19 protein-coding genes are annotated in these 18,535 nt (G+C 71.8%); 13 read left to right on the top strand and 6 right to left on the bottom strand.

Annotation, left to right across the window (positions count from 1 at the left end; translation table 11 throughout):
* Positions 1-149 precede the first annotated feature (149 nt).
* Complete coding sequence (locus ELX43_RS14915; protein ID WP_241249950.1) at positions 150-812, top strand: VIT family protein; 663 nt, start codon at positions 150-152, stop codon at positions 810-812.
* Positions 813-925: 113 nt separating this feature from the next.
* The gene (locus ELX43_RS14910; protein WP_127784104.1) at positions 926-1,906 is read left to right on the top strand and encodes a serine hydrolase; all 981 of its coding nucleotides are present in this window, start codon (positions 926-928) and stop codon (positions 1,904-1,906) included.
* Between the two features lie 27 nt (positions 1,907-1,933).
* Here ELX43_RS14910 and ELX43_RS14905 read toward each other — a convergent pair whose 3' ends face one another.
* Positions 1,934-2,527, bottom strand: a complete 594-nt coding sequence (locus ELX43_RS14905; protein ID WP_127784103.1) for a TetR/AcrR family transcriptional regulator — start codon at positions 2,525-2,527, stop codon at positions 1,934-1,936.
* Positions 2,528-2,595: 68 nt separating this feature from the next.
* Between ELX43_RS14905 and ELX43_RS14900 the strand changes: the two genes are divergently transcribed.
* The 4 genes from ELX43_RS14900 (at position 2,596) to ELX43_RS14885 (ending at position 6,968) form a co-directional block, all read left to right on the top strand.
* Positions 2,596-4,191, top strand: coding sequence for an NAD(P)/FAD-dependent oxidoreductase (locus ELX43_RS14900; protein ID WP_127784102.1), 1,596 nt, complete (start codon positions 2,596-2,598; stop codon positions 4,189-4,191).
* On the top strand, positions 4,188-5,015 hold the full coding sequence (locus ELX43_RS14895) for an SDR family NAD(P)-dependent oxidoreductase (RefSeq protein ID WP_127784101.1): 828 nt from the start codon (positions 4,188-4,190) through the stop codon (positions 5,013-5,015). The genes ELX43_RS14900 and ELX43_RS14895 overlap by 4 nt, the downstream gene beginning before the upstream one ends.
* A gap of 48 nt (positions 5,016-5,063) precedes the next feature.
* Complete coding sequence (locus tag ELX43_RS14890; RefSeq protein WP_127784100.1) at positions 5,064-5,807, top strand: enoyl-CoA hydratase; 744 nt, start codon at positions 5,064-5,066, stop codon at positions 5,805-5,807.
* 90 nt (positions 5,808-5,897) lie between these two features.
* Complete coding sequence (locus tag ELX43_RS14885; protein WP_127784099.1) at positions 5,898-6,968, top strand: class I SAM-dependent methyltransferase; 1,071 nt, start codon at positions 5,898-5,900, stop codon at positions 6,966-6,968.
* Here ELX43_RS14885 and ELX43_RS14880 read toward each other — a convergent pair.
* Positions 6,965-7,273, bottom strand: coding sequence for a DUF4873 domain-containing protein (locus ELX43_RS14880; RefSeq protein WP_127784098.1), 309 nt, complete (start codon positions 7,271-7,273; stop codon positions 6,965-6,967). The two genes, ELX43_RS14885 and ELX43_RS14880, sit on opposite strands and share 4 nt — an antisense overlap.
* Positions 7,270-8,070, bottom strand: a complete 801-nt coding sequence (locus ELX43_RS14875) for a TetR/AcrR family transcriptional regulator (RefSeq protein WP_127784097.1) — start codon at positions 8,068-8,070, stop codon at positions 7,270-7,272. Before ELX43_RS14875 ends, ELX43_RS14880 begins: the two co-directional genes overlap by 4 nt.
* 223 nt (positions 8,071-8,293) lie before the next feature.
* Here ELX43_RS14875 and ELX43_RS14870 point away from each other — a divergent pair, with 223 nt between their 5' ends.
* Entirely contained in the window at positions 8,294-9,214 is a 921-nt protein-coding gene (locus ELX43_RS14870) for a diiron oxygenase (protein WP_127784096.1), read from the top strand.
* Here the strand turns inward: ELX43_RS14870 and ELX43_RS14865 are convergent.
* Positions 9,201-10,397: a pyridoxal phosphate-dependent aminotransferase gene (locus tag ELX43_RS14865; RefSeq protein ID WP_127784095.1), complete on the bottom strand. Its 1,197-nt coding sequence runs from the start codon at positions 10,395-10,397 to the stop codon at positions 9,201-9,203. The genes ELX43_RS14870 and ELX43_RS14865 overlap by 14 nt on opposite strands.
* Positions 10,398-10,447: 50 nt before the next feature.
* Here ELX43_RS14865 and ELX43_RS14860 point away from each other — a divergent pair, with 50 nt between their 5' ends.
* On the top strand, positions 10,448-11,716 hold the full coding sequence (locus ELX43_RS14860; RefSeq protein WP_206518031.1) for a DUF445 family protein: 1,269 nt from the start codon (positions 10,448-10,450) through the stop codon (positions 11,714-11,716).
* 19 nt (positions 11,717-11,735) lie between these two features.
* Here the strand turns inward: ELX43_RS14860 and ELX43_RS14855 are convergent, their stop codons facing one another.
* Positions 11,736-12,278 carry a glutathione peroxidase gene (locus ELX43_RS14855; RefSeq protein WP_127784094.1) on the bottom strand — a complete coding sequence of 181 codons (543 nt, stop codon included), beginning with the start codon at positions 12,276-12,278 and terminating at the stop codon, positions 11,736-11,738.
* Between the two features lie 222 nt (positions 12,279-12,500).
* Between ELX43_RS14855 and ELX43_RS14850 the strand changes: the two genes are divergently transcribed.
* From ELX43_RS14850 to ELX43_RS14830, 5 genes are all read left to right on the top strand, one after another.
* Positions 12,501-13,505, top strand: a complete 1,005-nt coding sequence (locus ELX43_RS14850; protein ID WP_127784093.1) for an ATP-binding cassette domain-containing protein — start codon at positions 12,501-12,503, stop codon at positions 13,503-13,505.
* Positions 13,502-14,302, top strand: coding sequence for an ABC transporter permease (locus tag ELX43_RS14845; protein WP_127784092.1), 801 nt, complete (start codon positions 13,502-13,504; stop codon positions 14,300-14,302). Before ELX43_RS14850 ends, ELX43_RS14845 begins: the two co-directional genes overlap by 4 nt.
* Positions 14,303-14,494: 192 nt before the next feature.
* The gene (locus ELX43_RS14840; RefSeq protein ID WP_127784091.1) at positions 14,495-14,971 is read left to right on the top strand and encodes a helix-turn-helix transcriptional regulator; all 477 of its coding nucleotides are present in this window, start codon (positions 14,495-14,497) and stop codon (positions 14,969-14,971) included.
* A gap of 17 nt (positions 14,972-14,988) precedes the next feature.
* A complete protein-coding gene (locus tag ELX43_RS17685; RefSeq protein ID WP_164860670.1) occupies positions 14,989-15,810 on the top strand; it encodes a heparin-binding hemagglutinin in 822 nt (273 codons plus the stop codon).
* Between the two features lie 134 nt (positions 15,811-15,944).
* Positions 15,945-16,220, top strand: a complete 276-nt coding sequence (locus ELX43_RS14830; RefSeq protein ID WP_127784090.1) for a DUF2516 family protein — start codon at positions 15,945-15,947, stop codon at positions 16,218-16,220.
* 4 nt (positions 16,221-16,224) lie between these two features.
* Here the strand turns inward: ELX43_RS14830 and ELX43_RS14825 are convergent, their stop codons facing one another.
* On the bottom strand, positions 16,225-18,459 hold the full coding sequence (locus ELX43_RS14825; RefSeq protein ID WP_127784089.1) for an FUSC family protein: 2,235 nt from the start codon (positions 18,457-18,459) through the stop codon (positions 16,225-16,227).
* Positions 18,460-18,535: the final 76 nt, after the last annotated feature.

Here is an 18,535-nt window from a genome sequence, read left to right as displayed (position 1 = left end):
GCTGGTCGGGTCCCCGGCCGCTGCCTACCGTGGACGGGGTGACTCCCGGGCCCTCGCGTGGCGCCGCCGGCGGTGCGTCCGCGCCGCACGGACGCCGCAGCCACGCGCACTCCGGCGAGCCGCACCGCCCCGGGCAGCTCTCCTCGCGGCTGAACTGGCTGCGGGCCGGCGTGCTGGGGGCCAACGACGGCATCGTCTCCACCGCGGGACTGGTGGTGGGTGTGGCCGGGGCGGCGACCAGCCGCGGCCCCCTCGTCGCCGCCGGTGTGGCCGGCCTGGTCTCCGGCGCGGTGTCCATGGCGCTGGGGGAGTACGTATCGGTGAGCAGCCAGCGCGACACCGAGCGCTCCCTGCTGGACCGGGAGCGCCAGGAGCTGGCGGAGATGCCGCAGGCCGAGCTGGAGGAGCTGGCCGGGTTCTACCGGGCCAAGGGCATCAGCGACGAGACCGCCCACCGGGTGGCCAAGGAGCTCACCGCGCGCGACCCGCTGGGCGCGCACGCGGAGGTGGAGCTGGGCATCGACCCCGACGAGCTGGCCAACCCCTGGCACGCCGCGGGGGCGTCGGGCCTGTCGTTCACCCTCGGCGCGATCCTGCCCCTGCTGGCCATCGTGCTGCCACCGGCGACCTGGCGCGTGCCGGTCACCGTGGTGGTGGTGCTGGTGGCCCTGGCGATCACCGGCTGGATCAGCGCCCGGCTGGGCGGCGCCCCTGCCGTGCCGGCGATGGTCCGCCTGGTGGTCGGTGGCGGAGCCGCCATGGGCATCACCTTCGCCGTTGGTGACCTGATCGGAGACACTGGGCTCGTGTGAGGACGGTCGCGCTCCGGCGTGGCCCGCGAGCTCTGCCAGGCTTCGGGCAGGTTCCCCCGATATCCTCGCCGCAGAGGACGGCAGGGAACCGGTGATCGGAACGGAGTGGACGCATGGCACGACGCTCCGTCGGCGCGACCGTGGTCGCCGCGCTCGTCCTCCCGCTGCTCGCCACGGGTTGCTCCGCCGCGCTGTCGCAGTCCAGTGGTCCGGTCGCCCGCACCACTGACGAGGACGTCCTGGTCGCACCCAGCGTCACCGCCTCGCCGGTCCCCGCCGCACCGACCAGCGCGCCCCCCACGAGCACTCCGGAGACCACCACCCGCGCCGCCGAGCGCGCCGGCACCTCCGGCACCGAGGCGGCGGAGACGGCCTTCCAGGCGCAGCTCGCCCAGCTCGACCGCTCCTTCGGCATCACGCGCTCGGCCGACGTCTCCATCGCCGCTCGGGACCTGAGCACCGGGCAGAGCGTGGTCACCGGCGCCTCGGCCGGCATGGTCACCGCCAGCGCCGTCAAGGTGGAGATCCTCATCGGAACGCTGCTCAAGGCGCAGGATGCCGGTCGGCCGCTGAGCGCGTCCGAGGAGGACCTGGCGACGCGGATGATCACCATCAGCGACAACGACGCGGCGACCACCCTCTTCGACCGCCTGGGTGGCGGACCGGGGCTCGCGACGGTGAGCAAGCGGCTGGGCCTGCGCAGCACCGAGGTCGGTGCCTCCGGCTTCTTTGGACTCACCACCACCAGCGCCCAGGACCAGGTCGCGCTGCTCGATGCGCTGACCGCCTCCACGTCGGTGCTCAACACCGAGAACCGGGAGTACGCGCTGGGCCTCATGCAGTCGGTGGCAGCCGACCAGCGCTGGGGGGTGACGGCGGCGGCCGATCCCGGGGCGACCACGGCGGTGAAGAACGGCTGGCTGCCCAACTCCGACGACGACAACCAGTGGGCGGTGACCAGCATGGGCGTGGTCACCGCGGCTGGGCACCGGATCCTGCTCGTGGTGTTCACCCAGCACCAGCCCGACCGGCAGACCGGCATCGACTACATCGAGCAGGCCAGCAAGCTCGTCGCCGCGCGCCTCACCGCCTGAGCCGGCCCGGCGGCAGGCGGGCGGGCCTCACTGCGGGGCGGCGCCGAGCAGCAGCGCGGTCAGTGCCTGGCTGATCAGGTCGATCAGCTCCTCGCGGGAGAGGTCGTCCTCGGCCAACCAGCTGATCACCGCCTCCTCGGTGAAGGCGATCCAGCCGCGCACCGCCAGCCGGGTGCGTGGGCCGGCGGGGATGCCCAGCACCGGCGTCTGGGCGAGGGTCCGGCTGGCCATCTCGGCCCGGGTGTCGTCGAAGACCTGACGCATCGCCTCGTCCCCGCTGGCCGCGCCGCGCAGCAGCGACACGTAGCCGCTGCGGTTCTCGCTGACGAAGTCGATGAACGCCGACAGCGAGCTGTGCAGCGCCTCCAGCGGCGGCAGCGCCGGGTCGGGTGCGGTGCGCTCCAGCATGGCGGCGGCCATCTCCCGCACCACGGCCAGGTGGAAGTCCTGCTTGGAGGCGAAGTAGTGGAACAGCAGCCCTCGGGAGATCCCGGCCCGGTCGGCGATCTCCTCCACGCCCACCTCCTCCAGGCGGCGCTCGGCCAGCATCTCCGCGCCGAGGGCGATGAGCTGGGCGCGGCGGGCTCCCGGGCTGAGCCGGGTTCGCTTGTCGGTGGGCACGCCACCACCCTACTGAATCCTGCTCAACAGTTATTGACCGTCGTTCAACAGTGGTTTACCGTTGCCACATGACAACAGCCACAGACGCAGCCGCGACGCCCGCGCAGGACCGCGCGCCGTCCCAGGCGAAGCAGGTCGACGTGCTCATCATCGGCAGCGGGTTCTCCGGTCTCGGTGCCGCCATCAAGCTCACCCAGGCGGGCAAGAACAACTACGTGGTGATCGAGCGTGGCGCCGACGTCGGCGGCACCTGGCGCGACAACACCTACCCCGGTGCTGCCTGCGACGTGCCCTCGCACCTGTACTCGTACTCCTTCGCGCTCAACCCGGAGTGGAGCCGCAGCTTCTCCCGGCAGGCGGAGATCCAGGACTACCTGGAGCAGACCGCGCGCCGCTACGACGTGCTGGACAAGCACGTCTTCGGCTGCGAGATGGAGTCCGCCCGCTGGAACAGCCAGACGCAGCGCTGGGACGTGCAGACGTCCAAGGGCCGCTGGTCGGCGGCCACCGTCATCAGCGCGGTCGGCGCGCTGTGCGAGCCCGCGCTGCCCAACATCGCCGGCATCGAGGACTTCACCGGCGAGATCTTCCACTCCGCTCGCTGGAACCACGACTCCGACCTCACCGGCAAGCGGGTGGCGGTGATCGGCACCGGCGCCTCGGGCATCCAGATCGTGCCCGCCGTCGCGCCGCAGGTGGCCCACATGGACGTCTACCAGCGCACCGCCCCGTGGATCCTGCCCCGGTTCGACCGCGAGTACACCAGGGTGGAGCGCTTCGCGTTCCGGCACGTGCCCGGCTTCCAGAAGCTCTCCCGCGGCCTGATCTACGCGATGCGCGAGACCCAGGTGGTGGCACTGGCCAAGGACCCGCGCCTCACCCGCATCCTGCAGCGCGTGGCCTCGAAGCACATGGCCCAGCAGGTGCCCGACGCCGAGCTGCGCAAGAAGGTCACGCCCACCTGGCGCATCGGCTGCAAGCGGATGCTCATCTCCAACAACTGGTACCCGGCCCTGCAGCGCGACAACGTCGACCTGGTCACCGACGGCATCGACAAGGTCACCAGCAACGCGGTGGTCACCAAGGACGGCACCGTGCGCGAGGTGGACGCCATCGTGGTGGCCACCGGCTTCCACGTCACCGACTCACCCACCTACGAGACCATCGTCGGAGCCGACGGGCGCACGCTGGCCGAGCACTTCGCCGAGCGCGGCATGCAGGCCTACAAGGGCTCGGCCGTCACCGGCTTCCCCAACATGTTCTTCCTGGTCGGACCCAACACCGGCCTCGGGCACACCTCGATGGTCTACATGATCGAGTCGCAGCTGAGCTACGTGCTGGACGCGGTGGACACCGTGGCGCGGGAGCGCATCGCGACCGTCGAGGTCCGCCCGGAGGTGCAGCAGGAGTACAACGCCATGCTGCAGCGCAAGCTCGACCCCACGGTGTGGATGCGCGGTGGGTGCGCCAGCTGGTACCTCGACGCGCACGGCAACAACACCACCCTGTGGCCGGACTTCACCTTCGCCTTCCGCAAGGCCACCAAGAGCTTCGACCTGGACGCCTACCGCTACACCCGCCGCGCCGCCGTCAGCTCCACCGCTGGGCCGTCCACAGCTGCACCCGCGCAGCCGGTCCCGACCGCCGAGGAGGCGTCAGCATGAAGACCGACTTCACCAACAAGGTCGCCGTCATCACCGGAGCCGGCTCGGGCATCGGCCGCGCGCTGGCGCTGGACCTCGCCAGCCGGGGCGCCCGGCTGGCCCTGTCCGACGTGGACAGTGCCGGCCTGGCCGAGACGGTTCGCCAGTGCGAGGGGCTGGGGGCGCAGGTGCGCTCCGACCACCTCGACGTGGCCGAGCGCTCGGCGGTGCTGGAGTACGCCGACGCCGTCGCGGCGCACTACGGCGTGGTCAACCTGCTGTTCAACAACGCCGGCATCGCCTTCAGCGGCGACGTCGAGGTCACCGAGTTCAAGGACATCGAGCGGGTGATGGACGTCGACTTCTGGGGGGTCGTCAACGGCACCAAGGCGTTCCTGCCCCACCTCATCGCCTCCGGCGACGGCCACCTGGTCAACGTCTCCAGCCTGTTCGGGCTGCTGTCCATCCCCACCCAGAGCGCCTACAACTCGGCCAAGTTCGCCGTGCGCGGCTTCACCGAGTCGCTGCGCCAGGAGATGCTCATCAACAAGCACCCCGTCAAGGTCACCTGCGTGCACCCCGGGGGCATCAAGACGGGCATCGCCCGCAACAGCACGGCCGCGGTGGGCTCCGACGCCAAGATCCTGGCGGAGTTCTTCGACGCCAAGCTGGCCAAGACCACGCCCGAGACCGCCGCACGCGTCATCCTCAGGGGAGTCGGCGCCGGACGGCCGCGCGTGCTCATCGGCTCCGACGCCAAGGCCCTCGACGCCCTGGTCCGAGTCACCGGTTCCGGCTACCAGCGGGTGGTTGCCGCGGTGTGCGGGCGCGCCCTGCCCAAGTAGCCGAACCACCCGGCCAGGGCCGAACCAGGCAGGGCGATACTGGAACCCATGATCAACACCAGCCACCACGGCCGCGTCACCGTCCTGGAGATCGACCGGCCGGAGCGCCGCAACGCCCTCAGCACCGAGGTCTGCGACCAGCTGCGCGAGGCGGTGACCGGCAGCGTCGAGGCCGGTGCCCGCGCGCTGGTGATCACGGGCGCGGGCACCAGCTTCTGCTCCGGCGCCGACCTCGGCGGGGTGTACGGCGACGGGTTCCTCGACGCCCTGCGCGCGATGCTGCGGGCGGTCACCGACGCCCAGGTGCCGGTGATCGCCGCGGTGAACGGGCCGGCCATCGGCGCGGGGACCCAGCTGGCGGTGTGCTGCGACCTGCGGGTGGCCGCGCCCACCGCCGTGTTCGGGGTGCCCACCGCCAAGCTCGGCCTGGCCGCCGACGCCTGGACGCTGCGCCGGCTGGCCATGTTCGCCGGCGGCGGGATGGCCCGGCGGATGATGCTCACCGCGCAGACCGTGACCGCAGCCGAGGCGCTGCGCAGCGGGCTGGCCGACGGGGAGGGCGGCCTCGCCGACGCACTGGAGCTGGCGACGCACTGCGCCAGCCTGGCGCCGCTGAGCCTGGCCTACTCCAAGCGAGTGCTCAACGGCCTCACCGCCGACGGAGCACGAGAGGCCGACACCAACGCCGACTGGGAGGTGGCGGAGTTCGAGCGCTGCTGGACCAGCGCGGACTTCGCCGAGGGGCAGCAGGCCCGCCGGGACAAGCGCAGCCCGGAGTTCCAGGGCCGCTGAGCGCGCCGGGAGCGCCGTCGACCAGGGGTTGTGCTGCTCGACCAGCGGAGGACACTGGCAGGACGTACCCGTCCTGCGAGGTGGTCCGCCATGGATCCTGCGACCGAGGTCGCTGAACGGCTGATGAGCTCAGCCGCCGGGATGTTCGACCTGATGGCGGTGGCACTGGGCGACCGGCTCGGCTACTACCGCTGCCTGGACGGCTCTCCGCCGCTGTCCTCCGCCGAGCTGGCCGCGGCCACCGACACCGGCGAGCGGGGAGCCCGGGAGTGGTTGGAGCAGCAGGCCGTGACCGGCCTGGTCGAGCTCGCCGCCAGCTCCGCCGTGGCGGCCGACCGGCGCTACCGGCTCAAGCCGGGCGTGGGTCAGGTGCTGGCCAGCGCCGACGACCTCAGCTACCTGGCGCCGCTGGCCCGTCAGCTGGTGGCCGCGGCGGCGCAGGTGCCCGCGGTGGCGGAGGCCTTCCGTGCCGGCACGGGCGTTCCCTGGTCGGCGTTCGGAACCGACATGCGGGAGTCCCAGGCCGACCTGAACCGCCCCGGCTTCCTCGGCCTGCTCGCGCAGGAGTGGCTGGCCACCCTGCCCGACGTCCAGCTGAGGCTGCACTCCGACCCGCCGGCGCGGGTGGCCGACGTGGGGTGCGGCGGCGGGTGGTCGGCCATCGGGCTGGCGCAGGGCCTGCCCGGGGTGCAGGTGGACGCCTTCGAGCTGGACCCTGCCTCGGTGGAGCTGGCCCGGCGCAACGTGGCCGAGGCCGGCCTGGACGGGCGGGTGCGGGTCTGGGAGCAGGACGTCGCCACCGTGCGGGCGGAGGCCGGCTACGACCTGGTGACCGCCTTCGAGTGCCTGCACGACCTGCCGCACCCCGTGCCGGCGCTGGCGGCCATGCGTGCCCTGGCCGCGCCGAGCGGGGCCGTGCTGGTGGCCGACATGAAGGTGGCCAGCGCCTTCGCTCCGCCGGGTGACCTGGTGGAGCGGTTGATGTACGGCTTCAGCCTGTCGGTGTGCCTGCCCGACAGCATGAGCACGCCGGGCTCGGCCGCCACCGGGACCGTCATGCGGGAGAGCACCATGCGTGACTACGCGCGGCAGGCGGGGTTCACCTCGGTGGACACCCTGCCCGTCGAGCACGACCTGTGGCGGTTCTACCGCCTCGCCTAGTCCAGGACGGTGGCGTCGAAGGCCTCGAACGGGGGCGCGCCGACGCCCCGCACCAGGTGGTTGCCCCACAGGTCCTGCTCGGTGACCACCACCTGTGCCTCGGCGGCGTCGGTGCGCACCGTCAGCGTCGTCCCGCTCGGGGTCTGCGGCAGCCCGCGCACCCGGCCGTACCAGGAGTATGTGCCGCCAATGGGCTCGAAGTGCCCGGAGAGGGTGAGGTCCACGGCGTGCTCGTGCTCGTCGTGCGCCGCCGTTGCCGGACCCTGGTAGCCCGCGGGATCGTCGTGCTCCTCCGGTGTGCTCATCCGTGGCTGTCCTTCTGGTCGGGATCGGCGTCCGGGTCAGGGGCGGGATCAGGGGTGAGGGGTCCGCCGAGCAGCCGCCTGGTCGGGTCGGACGCCGCGGCGGGGACGAACTTGGCGGGGGCGCCGTCGGCACGCAGCACACCCTCTAGCCCGCCCCAGACGAGCATGCTCAGGTAGTCCACCAGCGCGTCGGAGGACATGGTGCGGTTGTCCAGCCACCAGTGCGTGGCCAGCTGGACCATGCCCACCACTCCGTAGGCCCACGGCTGCGCCCCGCCGGAGTCCATGCCCATGGTGCGCAGCCGGTCACCGACCAGCCCGGAGAGCGCCTCGGCGATCACCCGCTCGGTGGTGGCCACCACGCTCTCCGCGCCACCCACCTCCTGGTTGTGGGTGAACACGTAGCCGTACAGCTCGGGCTCGGCGGCGACAGAGCGCACGTAGGCGCCGATCAGCGCCCGCGCCTGGTCGAAGTCGGCCCGCTCCTGGGAGAGCTCGGCCAGCAGCGGCGGCAGCGCGACGGTCTGGGCGATGCGGGTGAGGATCGCGTCGACCAGGTCGCTCTTGTCGGTGAAGTGGCGGTAGAGCACCGTCTTGGACACCTGCAGCTCGCCGGCGATGTCCTCCATGCCGATCTGGGGGCCGTTGCGCCGGATGGCTGCCAGCGCGCCGTCCACGAACTCCTCGCGCCGGGCGCGCTTGTGCTCGTCCCAGCGCTTCTTGCGCCCGTCGATGGCCACCCGCGCCGAGCGCGCCTCGTCCACCACCGCGGCGGCCGTGGCTGCGGCGGAGGTCATGGTCTTCACCCAGGTGGCCGGAACAGCAGGCCGCGGCCCCTGGGGCCTTGGGGCGGAGGGGCTATCGGTCCGCTCAGCCTTGACAGCATCGCCGTCATGGTTCATGTTACTCATGTTAGCAGTTACATCCAATCACATGATGTGCTTCATACCGGGCGGGTGGTCGCGAGTGCGACCGGGCGTGCACACGGCTGGGGTACGTCCGGGCGCCGGGGAGAACCACATGTCGAGCACCACCACCAGCAGCGCGTCGCGGGGCGTCAAGGTGACCGACCGCCAGGAGATCGCCAGCCGCTTGCTGTCCTCGGCGGCCAAGAAGTCCTACGACCCGATGGTCGAGGTCGACTGGCAGGCGCCGGTCCCGGACCACCTCTTCGGCCTGACGCCGGAGTGGAGCACCCTCTACGGCACGTCGCTGTGGGAGGAGATGAGCCTGGAGCAGCAGGTCACGCTGACCAAGCACGAGGTCTCCTCCATCATGAGCACCGGCATCTGGTTCGAGATGATCCTCATGCAGATGGTGGTGCGGGACATCTACGGGCAGGACGCTTCCACACCGCACTTCCAGTTTGCCCTCACCGAGATCGCTGACGAGTGCCGCCACTCGATCATGTTCGCCCGCGCCGCCGAACGTTTCGGCGCTCCCGCCTACCGGCCCTCGCGCACCGTCCTCGAGCTGGGCCGGGTCTTCAAGGCCACCGCGGTGGGGGCCACCGCCTACGCCGGCATCCTGGTGGCCGAGGAGATCCTCGACGTGATGCAGCGCGACTGGATGCGGGATGAGCGGGTGCAGCCGATCACCCGCACCACGGCCAAGATCCACGTGCTGGAGGAGGCGCGGCACATGCGCTTCGCCCGCGAGGAGATCGCCCGCCGGGTGCAGGGCATGTCCGCGGCCCAGCGCGCCCGCGAGCGCGCGATGCTGGCCGCCGGCGCCTACTTCATCACCACCAGCCTGGTGCACCCGGACGTGTACGCGGCGGCCGGGCTCGACCCCAAGCGGGCGATGGCGGCGGCCAGGACCAACGAGCACTACCGCGCGCGGCTGCGCGACAGCGCCGCCAAGCTGATGGCGTTCCTGGACGAGGTCGGCCTGGTGGGCGGGCCCTCGGTGCGGCTGTACAAGAAGATCAGCATGCTCTGAGCGCGTGCAGCCGTCGGGCGGCCTCGTGCAGCACGTCGTCACGCTTGCAGAAGGCGAACCGCAGCAGCTGGCGCCAGGGCTGCTGCTCCCGGGTGGGGGAGTCGCAGAACACGCTGACCGGCACCGCCGCCACCCCCACCTGCACCGGCAGCTGCCTGCACAGGGCCACCGCGTCGGTCTCGCCCAGCGGCGCGGCGTCGGCACAGACGAAGTAGCTGGCCTCGCTGGGGTGCACCCGGAAGCCCACCTCGGCCAGCGCCGTGGACAGCAGGTCGCGCTTGCCCTGCAGGTCGATGCGCAGCTGCTGCACCCAGGCCTGTTCGTGGGTGAGGGCGTGGGCGGCGGCGTGCTGCATCGGGGTGGCGCCGACGAAGCTCATGAACTGCTTGGCGGTGCGCACCGCGGCCACCAGCTCGGCGGGCCCGCACACCCAGCCGGTCTTCCAGCCGGTGGCGCTGAAGGTCTTGGCCACCGACGACACCGACAGCGTGCGCTCGGCCATGCCGGGCAGCCCGGCCAGGGGTCGGTGCACGCGCCCGTCGTAGACCAGGTGCTCGTAGACCTCGTCGGTGAGCACCACCAGGTCGTGCTCGCAGGCCAGCTCGGCGATGGCCGCCAGCTCCTCGGTGGTGAACACCGTGCCGGTGGGGTTGTGCGGGGAGTTCACCAGCAGCATGCGGGTGGCCGGGTTCACCGCCGCGCGCAGCGCGTCCAGGTCCAGGGCGAACCGGTCGCCGTCGCGCACCAGCGCCACGGTGCGCCGGGTGGCACCGGCCACCGCCACGGCCACCGGGTAGGAGTCGTAGTAGGGCTCGACCATCACCACCTCCTCGCCCGGACGCACCAGCGCCAGCACCGCGGCGGTGATCGCCTCGGTGGCCCCCACGGTCACCAGCACCTCGGTGTCCGGGTCGTGGTGCAGCCCGTAGCGGGTGGCGCGATCGGCCGCGACGGCCTGGCGCAGCGCGGGGATGCCCGGTCCGGGGGCGTACTGGTTGTGGCCCGCGGCGATGGCTGCGCGCGCTGCCTCCAGCATGGCGGCGGGGCCGTCGGTGTCCGGGAAGCCCTGCCCCAGGTTGATCGCCCCGTGCTCGGTGGCCAGCGCGGTCACCTCCGCGAAGATCGTCGAGGCGAACGGCTGCAGGTGGGGCACCAGCTGGGGAGGCGGCATCACCTGCGCCATCCTGCCTGCTCGCCTCGCCGGCCCGCTGCCTCCGCCACGCACCTGGGAGGATGAACGCCGTGGACCTCACCCTGGACGACGAGACCAAGCGTGCTGACCTGCGCAAGATGAAGGTGGTGGCCACCGGATTTCTGGTGGCGGCCACCGTGGTGTTCCTCTTCGCCCGGTGGCAGGAGTCGATCGGGGCCGGCGGCTGGGTGGGCTACGTGCGCACCGCAGCCGAGGCGGGCATGGTCGGTGCCCTGGCGGACTGGTTCGCCGTCACCGCGCTGTTCCGCCACCCGTTGCGCATCCCCATCCCGCACACCGCGATCATCCCGCGCAAGAAGGACCAGCTCGGCGCGAGCCTGGGCGACTTCGTGGGCACCAACTTCCTGGCCCCGGACGTGGTGGTGGACAAGCTGCGCGCGGCCCGGGTGCCCGAGCGGCTCGGCCGCTGGGTGGCCCAGCCGGCCAACGCCGAGCGGATCACCGCCGAGGCCGCGGTGCTCGCCCGCGGCGCGGTGACGGTGCTGCGGGACGAGGACGTGCAGCAGGTGATCGACGCGACCCTGGTGCGCCGCCTGGTGGACCGCCCCTGGGGGCCGCCGCTGGGCAAGCTGCTGGCCGAGGTGCTCGCCGACGGCAAGCACAAGCGCCTGGTAGACCTCATCTGCGACCGGGCCTACGACTGGGTGCTGGTCAACCACGACACGGTGGTGCGGGTGGTCAGCCAGCAGGCGCCGGCGTGGTCGCCGCGCTTCCTGGACGACATGCTCGCCGACCGGCTGCACCGCGAGGTGCTCGACTTCGCCCGCGCGGTGCGCGACGACCCCGAGCACCAGATGCGCAAGGCCGTGGACAAGTTCATGGCCGAGTTCGCCGAGGACCTGCAGCACGACCCGGACACCATCGCCCGGGCGGAGTCGGTCAAGCAGCAGATCCTGGAGCACCCCGAGGTGCAGAACGTGGTGGCCAGCGCCTGGGGCACCGCCAAGCGGATGATCCTGGACGCGGTGGAGGACCCCTCCAGCGAGCTGCGGGTGCGGGCCCGCGACCTGGTCGCCTCCTGGGGTGCCCGGCTGGCCGACGACCCGGCGGTGCGCGGCAAGGTCGACGGCTGGCTGGAGGGCAGCCTGCGGTACGTGGTGAGCAACTACGCCGACGAGATCACCGGGGTCATCACCGACACCGTGGCCCGGTGGGACGCGCAGGAGACCAGCCGCAAGATCGAGCTGCAGGTGGGTCGTGACCTGCAGTTCATCCGCATCAACGGCACCGTGGTCGGTGCACTGGCCGGCCTGGTCATCTACGCCGTGTCGGACCTGCTGTTCGGCTGACCCGGCTCCGGGCCCCGTCTCAGCGGGCGAGCTCCGCCTCGACGGCGCGGACGATCTCGGGGGCGTCGGGTGCGACCGACGGCGCGAAGCGCGCCACCACCTCACCCTGCTTGCTGACCAGGAACTTCTCGAAGTTCCAGAGCACGTCCGGGTCCTCGGTGGGCTCGATCCCCGCGGCCCGCAGGTTGTCGCGGAAGTCCGACGTGCCCGCGGCCGCCGGCGCTTGGCGCGTCAGCTCGGCGTACAGCGGGTGCTGGTCGTCGCCGACCACGCTGATCTTGGCCAGCACCGGGAAGGTGACGGCGTACTGCGTCGAGCAGAAGTCGGCGATCTCGGCGTCGGTGCCCGGCTCCTGGCCCATGAAGTTGTTGGCCGGGAAGGCCAGCACCGTCAGGCCCCTCGCCTGCAGGCTGCTGTGCAGGCCCTGCAGCGCCTCGTACTGCGGGGTCAGGCCGCACCGGGACGCCACGTTGACGACGAGGACCACCTCGCCGGCGTGATCGGCCAGGGAGACCTGGCGACCGTCGGCCGTCGCGAACGGGATGTCGACGAGTGCGCTCATGCCCGCACCGCCAGCGCCGCGCCGTCCTCACCAGGGCCACCAGCTCGCATCAGCACCGTCGTCATCGGGACATCCTCGCAACGGATGCCCGTGCAGGGCAACGGCCGAGGCGGCGCCGAGCCCGTGCGCTCGGCTCGCTGGACGAAAAATGGGGCGAGAACTGTCCCCCTCCCTCGCTACGTTTGTGGTGTCGAGCACACGGCACCCGCGCGAGGAGACGGCATGACCAGAACCGCGACCACCACCGGAGTCCAGGAGCTCGCCGTGCAGGCGGAGGGACTGGTCAAGATCTACCGCGGCAGGCGTGGCGGCGTGCGCGCGCTGGACGGGGTGGACCTGGAGGTGCCCACCGGCACGGTCCTGGGGCTGCTCGGTCCCAACGGTGCGGGCAAGACCACCGTGGTCCGGATCCTCACCACGCTGCTCCGTCCAGACTCCGGCACCGCGCAGGTGGCGGGACTGGACGTGGTGCGCCAGGCGAACGAGGTGCGCAGCAAGATCGGGCTGTCCGGCCAGTACGCGGCGGTGGACGAGCACCTCACCGGCCTGGAGAACCTGCGGATGGTGGGTCAGCTGTACGGCATGCCCACCCGGCAGGCCACGGCGCGCGCCCGGGAGCTGCTCACCGACTTCCGGCTGGAGGAGGCCGCCGACCGCCCCGCCAAGACCTACTCCGGCGGCATGCGCCGTCGCCTGGACCTCGCCGGGGCCCTGGTGGCCAGGCCCCCGGTGGTGGTGCTGGACGAGCCCACCACCGGCCTCGACCCCCGGGGGCGGCTGGACATGTGGGCGGTCATCACCGGTCTGGTGGCGGACGGCACCACCGTGCTGCTCACCACCCAGTACCTGGAGGAGGCCGACCAGCTCGCGCACAGCATCGCGGTCATCGACAAGGGCAAGGTGATCGCCCGCGGCACGGCCGACCAGCTGAAGAACGAGGTGGGCGGCGAGCGCCTGCAGATCGAGCTGGCCTCGGCGGAGGACCAGCCGAAGGCGCTGGAGGTGCTCGCCGGGCTCGGGTCGGGCGAGCCGGCGGTGGATGCGGACACCGGTCACCTCGGGGTCACCGTGGACGGGGGCTCCGCCACCCTGGTGCGGGTGCTGCGCGAGCTGGACGCCATCGGGATCACCGTGCTGGACGTGGCGCTCAACCGCCCCACCCTGGACGACGTGTTCCTCTCCCTCACCGGCCACGCGACCGACACCACCGAAGGAGCTCCGCAGTGACCACCCCGGTCAAGGCGCTGCGCGACAGTGCCGTCGTCACCCGGCGCAACCTCATCACCATCGTGCGCATCCCCGACCTCGCGATCGGGGCCACCGTCCAGCCGCTGATGTTCGTGCTGCTGTTCTCCTACGTGTTCGGCAGCAGCCTGGGTGGGGAGTCCTACCGGGAGTTCCTGCTGGGCGGCATCTTCGCCCAGACGGTGGCCTTCAACGCCGCGTTCACCACCGTCGGTCTGGCCAACGACCTGCAGAAGGGCATCATCGACCGGTTGCGGTCGCTGCCCATGTCGCGGATGGCGGTCATCCTGGGCCGGTCCGCCTCCGACCTGGTGCTCAGCGCGGTGACCCTGGTGGTGATGGCGCTGTGCGGGCTGGTCGTGGGCTGGCGCATCCACGGCAGCGTCGGCGAGGCGGTGCTGGCCTTCGCGCTGCTGCTGCTGTTCGCGTTCGCGATGTCGATGGTGGGCGCCTGGGTGGGTCTGCTGGCCCGCAACGTGGAGGTGGCCCAGAGCGCCGGGCTCATCTGGCTCTTCCCCTTCACCTTCATCTCCTCGGCCTTCGTCTCCGCCGCCAGCCTTCCCGGGCCGCTGCGGGCGATTGCCGAGTGGAACCCGGTGACCGCGGTGGCGTCCGCCGCGCGCAGCCTGTTCGGCAACAGCGCTCCGGCACAGTTCGCGGTGCCCACCGGGTGGCCCGCTCAGCACGACGTCCTGTACTCCCTGCTCACCTCGCTGGCCATCGTCGTGGTGTTCCTTCCGCTGGCCGTGAACCGGTACCGCCGGGTGGCGAGCCGCTAGCAACCGCGGGCCACTCGCTGCCTGCCTGGCCCAGAGCGGGTTGGGGCAGCGCGGTTGTGATCAGCCGTTTTAGCGCGATCGCTGAGCGTGACGGTGTGGTTCACCTCACGCCGGAGTGCTAGCAGAGTGCTTGCAATAGTTAGCACAAGGCGTTAGCGTTCTTGCTGAGTCCTTGACCAGGAGGTGAACACAATGTCTGACGACAACGGGCGCAAGCCGAGGGAGTCGGGTGTTGCGGAGACCTTCCAGGAGGGCGCAGCCGCTTCCGAAGAGATCGTGGCGGCAGCAGGAGCCGCGGTGACCGCCGCGGTGCAGGACCTCGGAGGCTTCATCCGCGCGCAGCGCGAGTCGGCGCAGGTGTCCCTGCGTCAGCTGGCCAAGCTCGCGGGAGTGAGCAACCCGTACCTGAGCCAGATCGAGCGCGGGCTTCGCAAGCCGTCCGCGGAAGTGCTGCAGCAGATCGCCAAGGGGCTGCGGGTCTCGGCTGAGGTGCTCTACGTCCAGGCCGGGATTCTCGAGGAGAAGAACGCCAGCCCCGTCCTGGACGCCGTGCTCACCGACACCCAGATCACCGAGCGGCAGAAGCAGATGCTCATCGAGATCTACGACTCCTTCCGCCGGGAGAACGTCGCAGCCGAGCAGATCGCCCCACCCACCGACCACGCCTGACCCTGAGGAGCCACGACATGCCGAACAACATTGACCAGGCCAAGACCCCCTTTCTCGCCGCACTTGGTGCCGGCGACTACGCCCTGACCTCGGTCACCGAGGCTGTGCTCAACGCCCGTTCCCGGGCCGAGGAGAGCGTCGAGACCGCCCGTGACCGGGTCTTCGACCTGCCCGAGGAGATCAACGCCCAGCTCGCCGAGCTGCGCACCAGGCTCGACCCCGAGGAGCTGCGCAAGGTGGCCGACGCCTACGTGCAGGTGGCGGCCGGGATCTACGTGTCGCTGGCCGAGCGGGGCGAGGACCTGCTGGCCAAGGTGCGCAAGCAGCCCCAGCTCGAGGAGGCGCTGGAGCGCGCCGAGGACGCCGCCGGGGACGCCCGCGGCCTGACCAACGAGGTGCTCGGCACCGTGGCGCGCCAGACCCGCTCCATCGGCGAGCGGGCCGCCCGGGCCACCGAGCGCGTCACCGGCCGCACCAACGCCGCGGTGAGCGAGGCCGGTGCGGACACCGCGCACCAGATCCGCTCGACCGCCCGCAAGACGGCCAACGAGGCTGCCTCCGCCAAGAGCACCACCGACAGCAAGCCGACCGTGGCCAAGAAGGCCAGCGCCGCCCGCAGCACCACGGCGAGCAAGGCGAGCACCACGGCGAGCAAGGCCAGCGGTGCGGCCAGCAAGGCCAGCGCCCAGGCGGGCAAGGCGCGCAGCACTGCCACCAAGACGGCGTCCACCGCGTCGAAGACGGCGACCGACACCAAGAACACCGCCACCAAGGCGCAGAACACGGCGACGGCGCGCACCACCGGCGGCACGAGCACCAGCAGCAGCACCAAGAGCTGATCCGGCCGCTCTCGTACCTCAGCCCCCCGGCGATCCCGGGGGGCTGAGGCATGTCTGCCGGGAGCCCGCGGCTCGGCTCTGCCGACGGCACAGCAACTTCGCCGCCAGGCCGCTCCGGCACGTATCATCGGTGCATGCTCCCCGGCGCCGGATACGTCCTGCTCGCGCTCCAGGTCTGCGTCGCGATTGCCGGCCTGTTCTCCCTGGTGCACGCCATCCGGCAGCGTCCGGACGCGTTCACCGCGGCAGACAAGCTGACCAAGAACAAGTGGCTGGCCATCGTGGGCGTCGGTACCGCGGTCGTCCTCGTCCAGGTGCCCTTCCTCTGGCTGATCGGCGTGGTCGCGATCGGGGTCTACCTGGCTGACGTCCGCCCCAAGGTGGAAGAGGTCCAGCGCCCCCGCTGGTAGGCGCCTACTCAGCTGGGTCCCGGGGCAGCAGCTCCAGCATCGCTCGGTCGATCCGGGTCAGCGCGAACACAGCCGTCTCCAGGGACCCGTCCCGGCCGTGGGCAGGGACTCGGTCGCCCAGCACGTCCTCCAGCGCCGGCCGCACCGGTGACACCGGCTGGACCGGCTCTCCGTGCAGCAGCGCCTGCAGCGCGCTGACGTGTGCGTCGACCTCCTCGCTCACGGCACGCAGCGCACCAGCCGGTCGGTCGCCAACGGTGGTCGCCGCATCTGCACCCGCACGCGGTGGCTGGGTGGTGTCGCCCACCGGGCTCGGTGCGGGACTGGGCACCCCCGAGGAGAGCGCGTACGCCGCCCTCGCCAGCACCCGCGAGTAGCTGTCGCAGGCACGCAGCACCCGCACCCACTGCCGGATGCCCCGATTCACGCGGACCGTGCGCCAGCGGGTGAGCGGGGTCGCGGACGTGCTCACCCCCTGCAGCGCCTTGTCCAGGTCGCGTCCCTGCCCGAGGAGGTCCACATCACCGGCCGGGGCGAGCGCCTGCTCGACGCTGCCCCGGATCACGGTGCTCAGCGTGTCCAGGTAGTGGTCGATGCTGCGGACCACGGTGTCGCGGGTACGGGTGGGCAGGATGAGGTATCCGGCCGCCACCCCGATCGCCGCGCCCACGGCGGTCTCCTCCAGGCGCAGCGCCAGCACGTCGACGCTGAACACCCCCAGCAGGCCGTAGAGCATCGCCAGCATCATCGTGAGGAAGAAGGCCTGCACGGTGCGCGAGATCTGCAGGGAGTAGAAGGCGATGAACACGAAGGCCACCAGCAGCACCAGCTGGACGGTGGTGTGGCGCCCGACCAGGGCCCCCAGGACCACTCCCGCCAGCACGCCCAAGAAGGTGCCGAGCACGCGCTCCCAGGCGCGGGTGAGGATGTCGCCCCGGCTCTGGGTGCCGTTGTAGACCACGAAGGCGGTCAGCACCGCCCAGTACCACCGCTCAGGGGAGACCAGGTCGCCGACGACGGTGGCCACGACGGCGGCGGCGGCCACCTGCAGCGCAGCCTTGGTGGTGGGCAGCAGGTGCGGCTCGTGCCACCGCAGGTGGTGACCGCGTCGGCGGGGCAGGGGCAGGCGCCGCGCGGTGGTGCCCTGGCTCTCGGCCGGAGCAGGCGCCTGCTCGCCGGACGCCGGGTCGCGGTCCAGGGCGAGGTCGCGCACGGTCAGGTGAGCGTCCACGGTGTGCGCGGCCAGGTAGGTCGCCAGCCCGGCCGGCGTTCGGGTGTCGGCCTGGTCGGCCAAGCCGTGCACGTGGCGCCTGGCCTCGTCCAGCTGGTCGGCCGACGAGCCCTCGCGCAGGCTCACCCGAACGTCGTCCACGGCGGCCAGCTGCTCGGGCATCCAGGTGTCGGTGGTGCCGGACCGGATGAGCGTGTCCACGAGCTGCTCGGTGGACAGCTGGGCGTCGAACACCGCCAACGACAACGGCTGCCCACCGGCGGTGGCGTGCAGGTCGGCGCCGTAGGTGTCCAGCCACGACTCGATCAGCAGCGCCGAGGTGGACAAGTGGTCGAGCTGGCGGCGCAGGTGCCGCTCCCGTCGCTGGGCCCCGCGGGCGTCGTGGGCGGCGTCGGGCGCCTGCTTCTGCACGGCCGCCTCCACCGCCAGCGCGCAGGCCGCGCGCAGGGCCGCCATCAGCCGGTGCAGCTCGGTCGTCGGCCGGTTGGGCAGCAGCACGGTGAGCACCAGCAGGGCGAGGGCCAGGCCGACGAGGACCGACAGCAGCAGCCGCGGCACCTCGCTGACCGTGGTGTGCAGGAAGAGAGAGAAGAAGTAGGCGACGAAGGCGGCCATCCCCAGCACCACGCCCCGAACCCCGAAGCGGCGCGCCCAGGTGGCCAGGAAGAGCACCACCACGAAACCCAGGTCGGCGGCGTAGCGCCACTCGTTCAGGGTGGCGGCGAGGGTCACCGACGCCATCGCAGGCAGCGCGGCCAACACGGTGGTGACGGCTCGGGCCCGCACGGTGTGCTCGCGGTTGGCCCCCGCGATCAGCGTGCCGACCACCGCGCCGAGCAGGGCCACGGGCAACGGCTGGTCGGCCAGCCTGGCGCCGACGATGAGCACCAGCAGCGCCAGCACCAGCGTCAGCGTGACGCCCGAGGCGCTGCGCAGGCGGGCCAGCCCGGGATCGGCGGCGAGGTAGGCGCGCACACCCCGCTGCCAGACGTCGAACGCGCCGCGCATTGCTCCGATGGTACGGAGGGCTGCTCGCTCGACAACGACCGTTCCTGCAGGTAGGAGCAGCACCAGTGGCAGACGG

It is taken from the genome of Rhodococcus sp. X156 (assembly GCF_004006015.1).
Taxonomy (GTDB): domain Bacteria; phylum Actinomycetota; class Actinomycetes; order Mycobacteriales; family Mycobacteriaceae; genus X156.
Note: the sequence above shows the minus strand (reverse complement) of the source record. Positions and strands in the feature narration are given on the sequence as shown.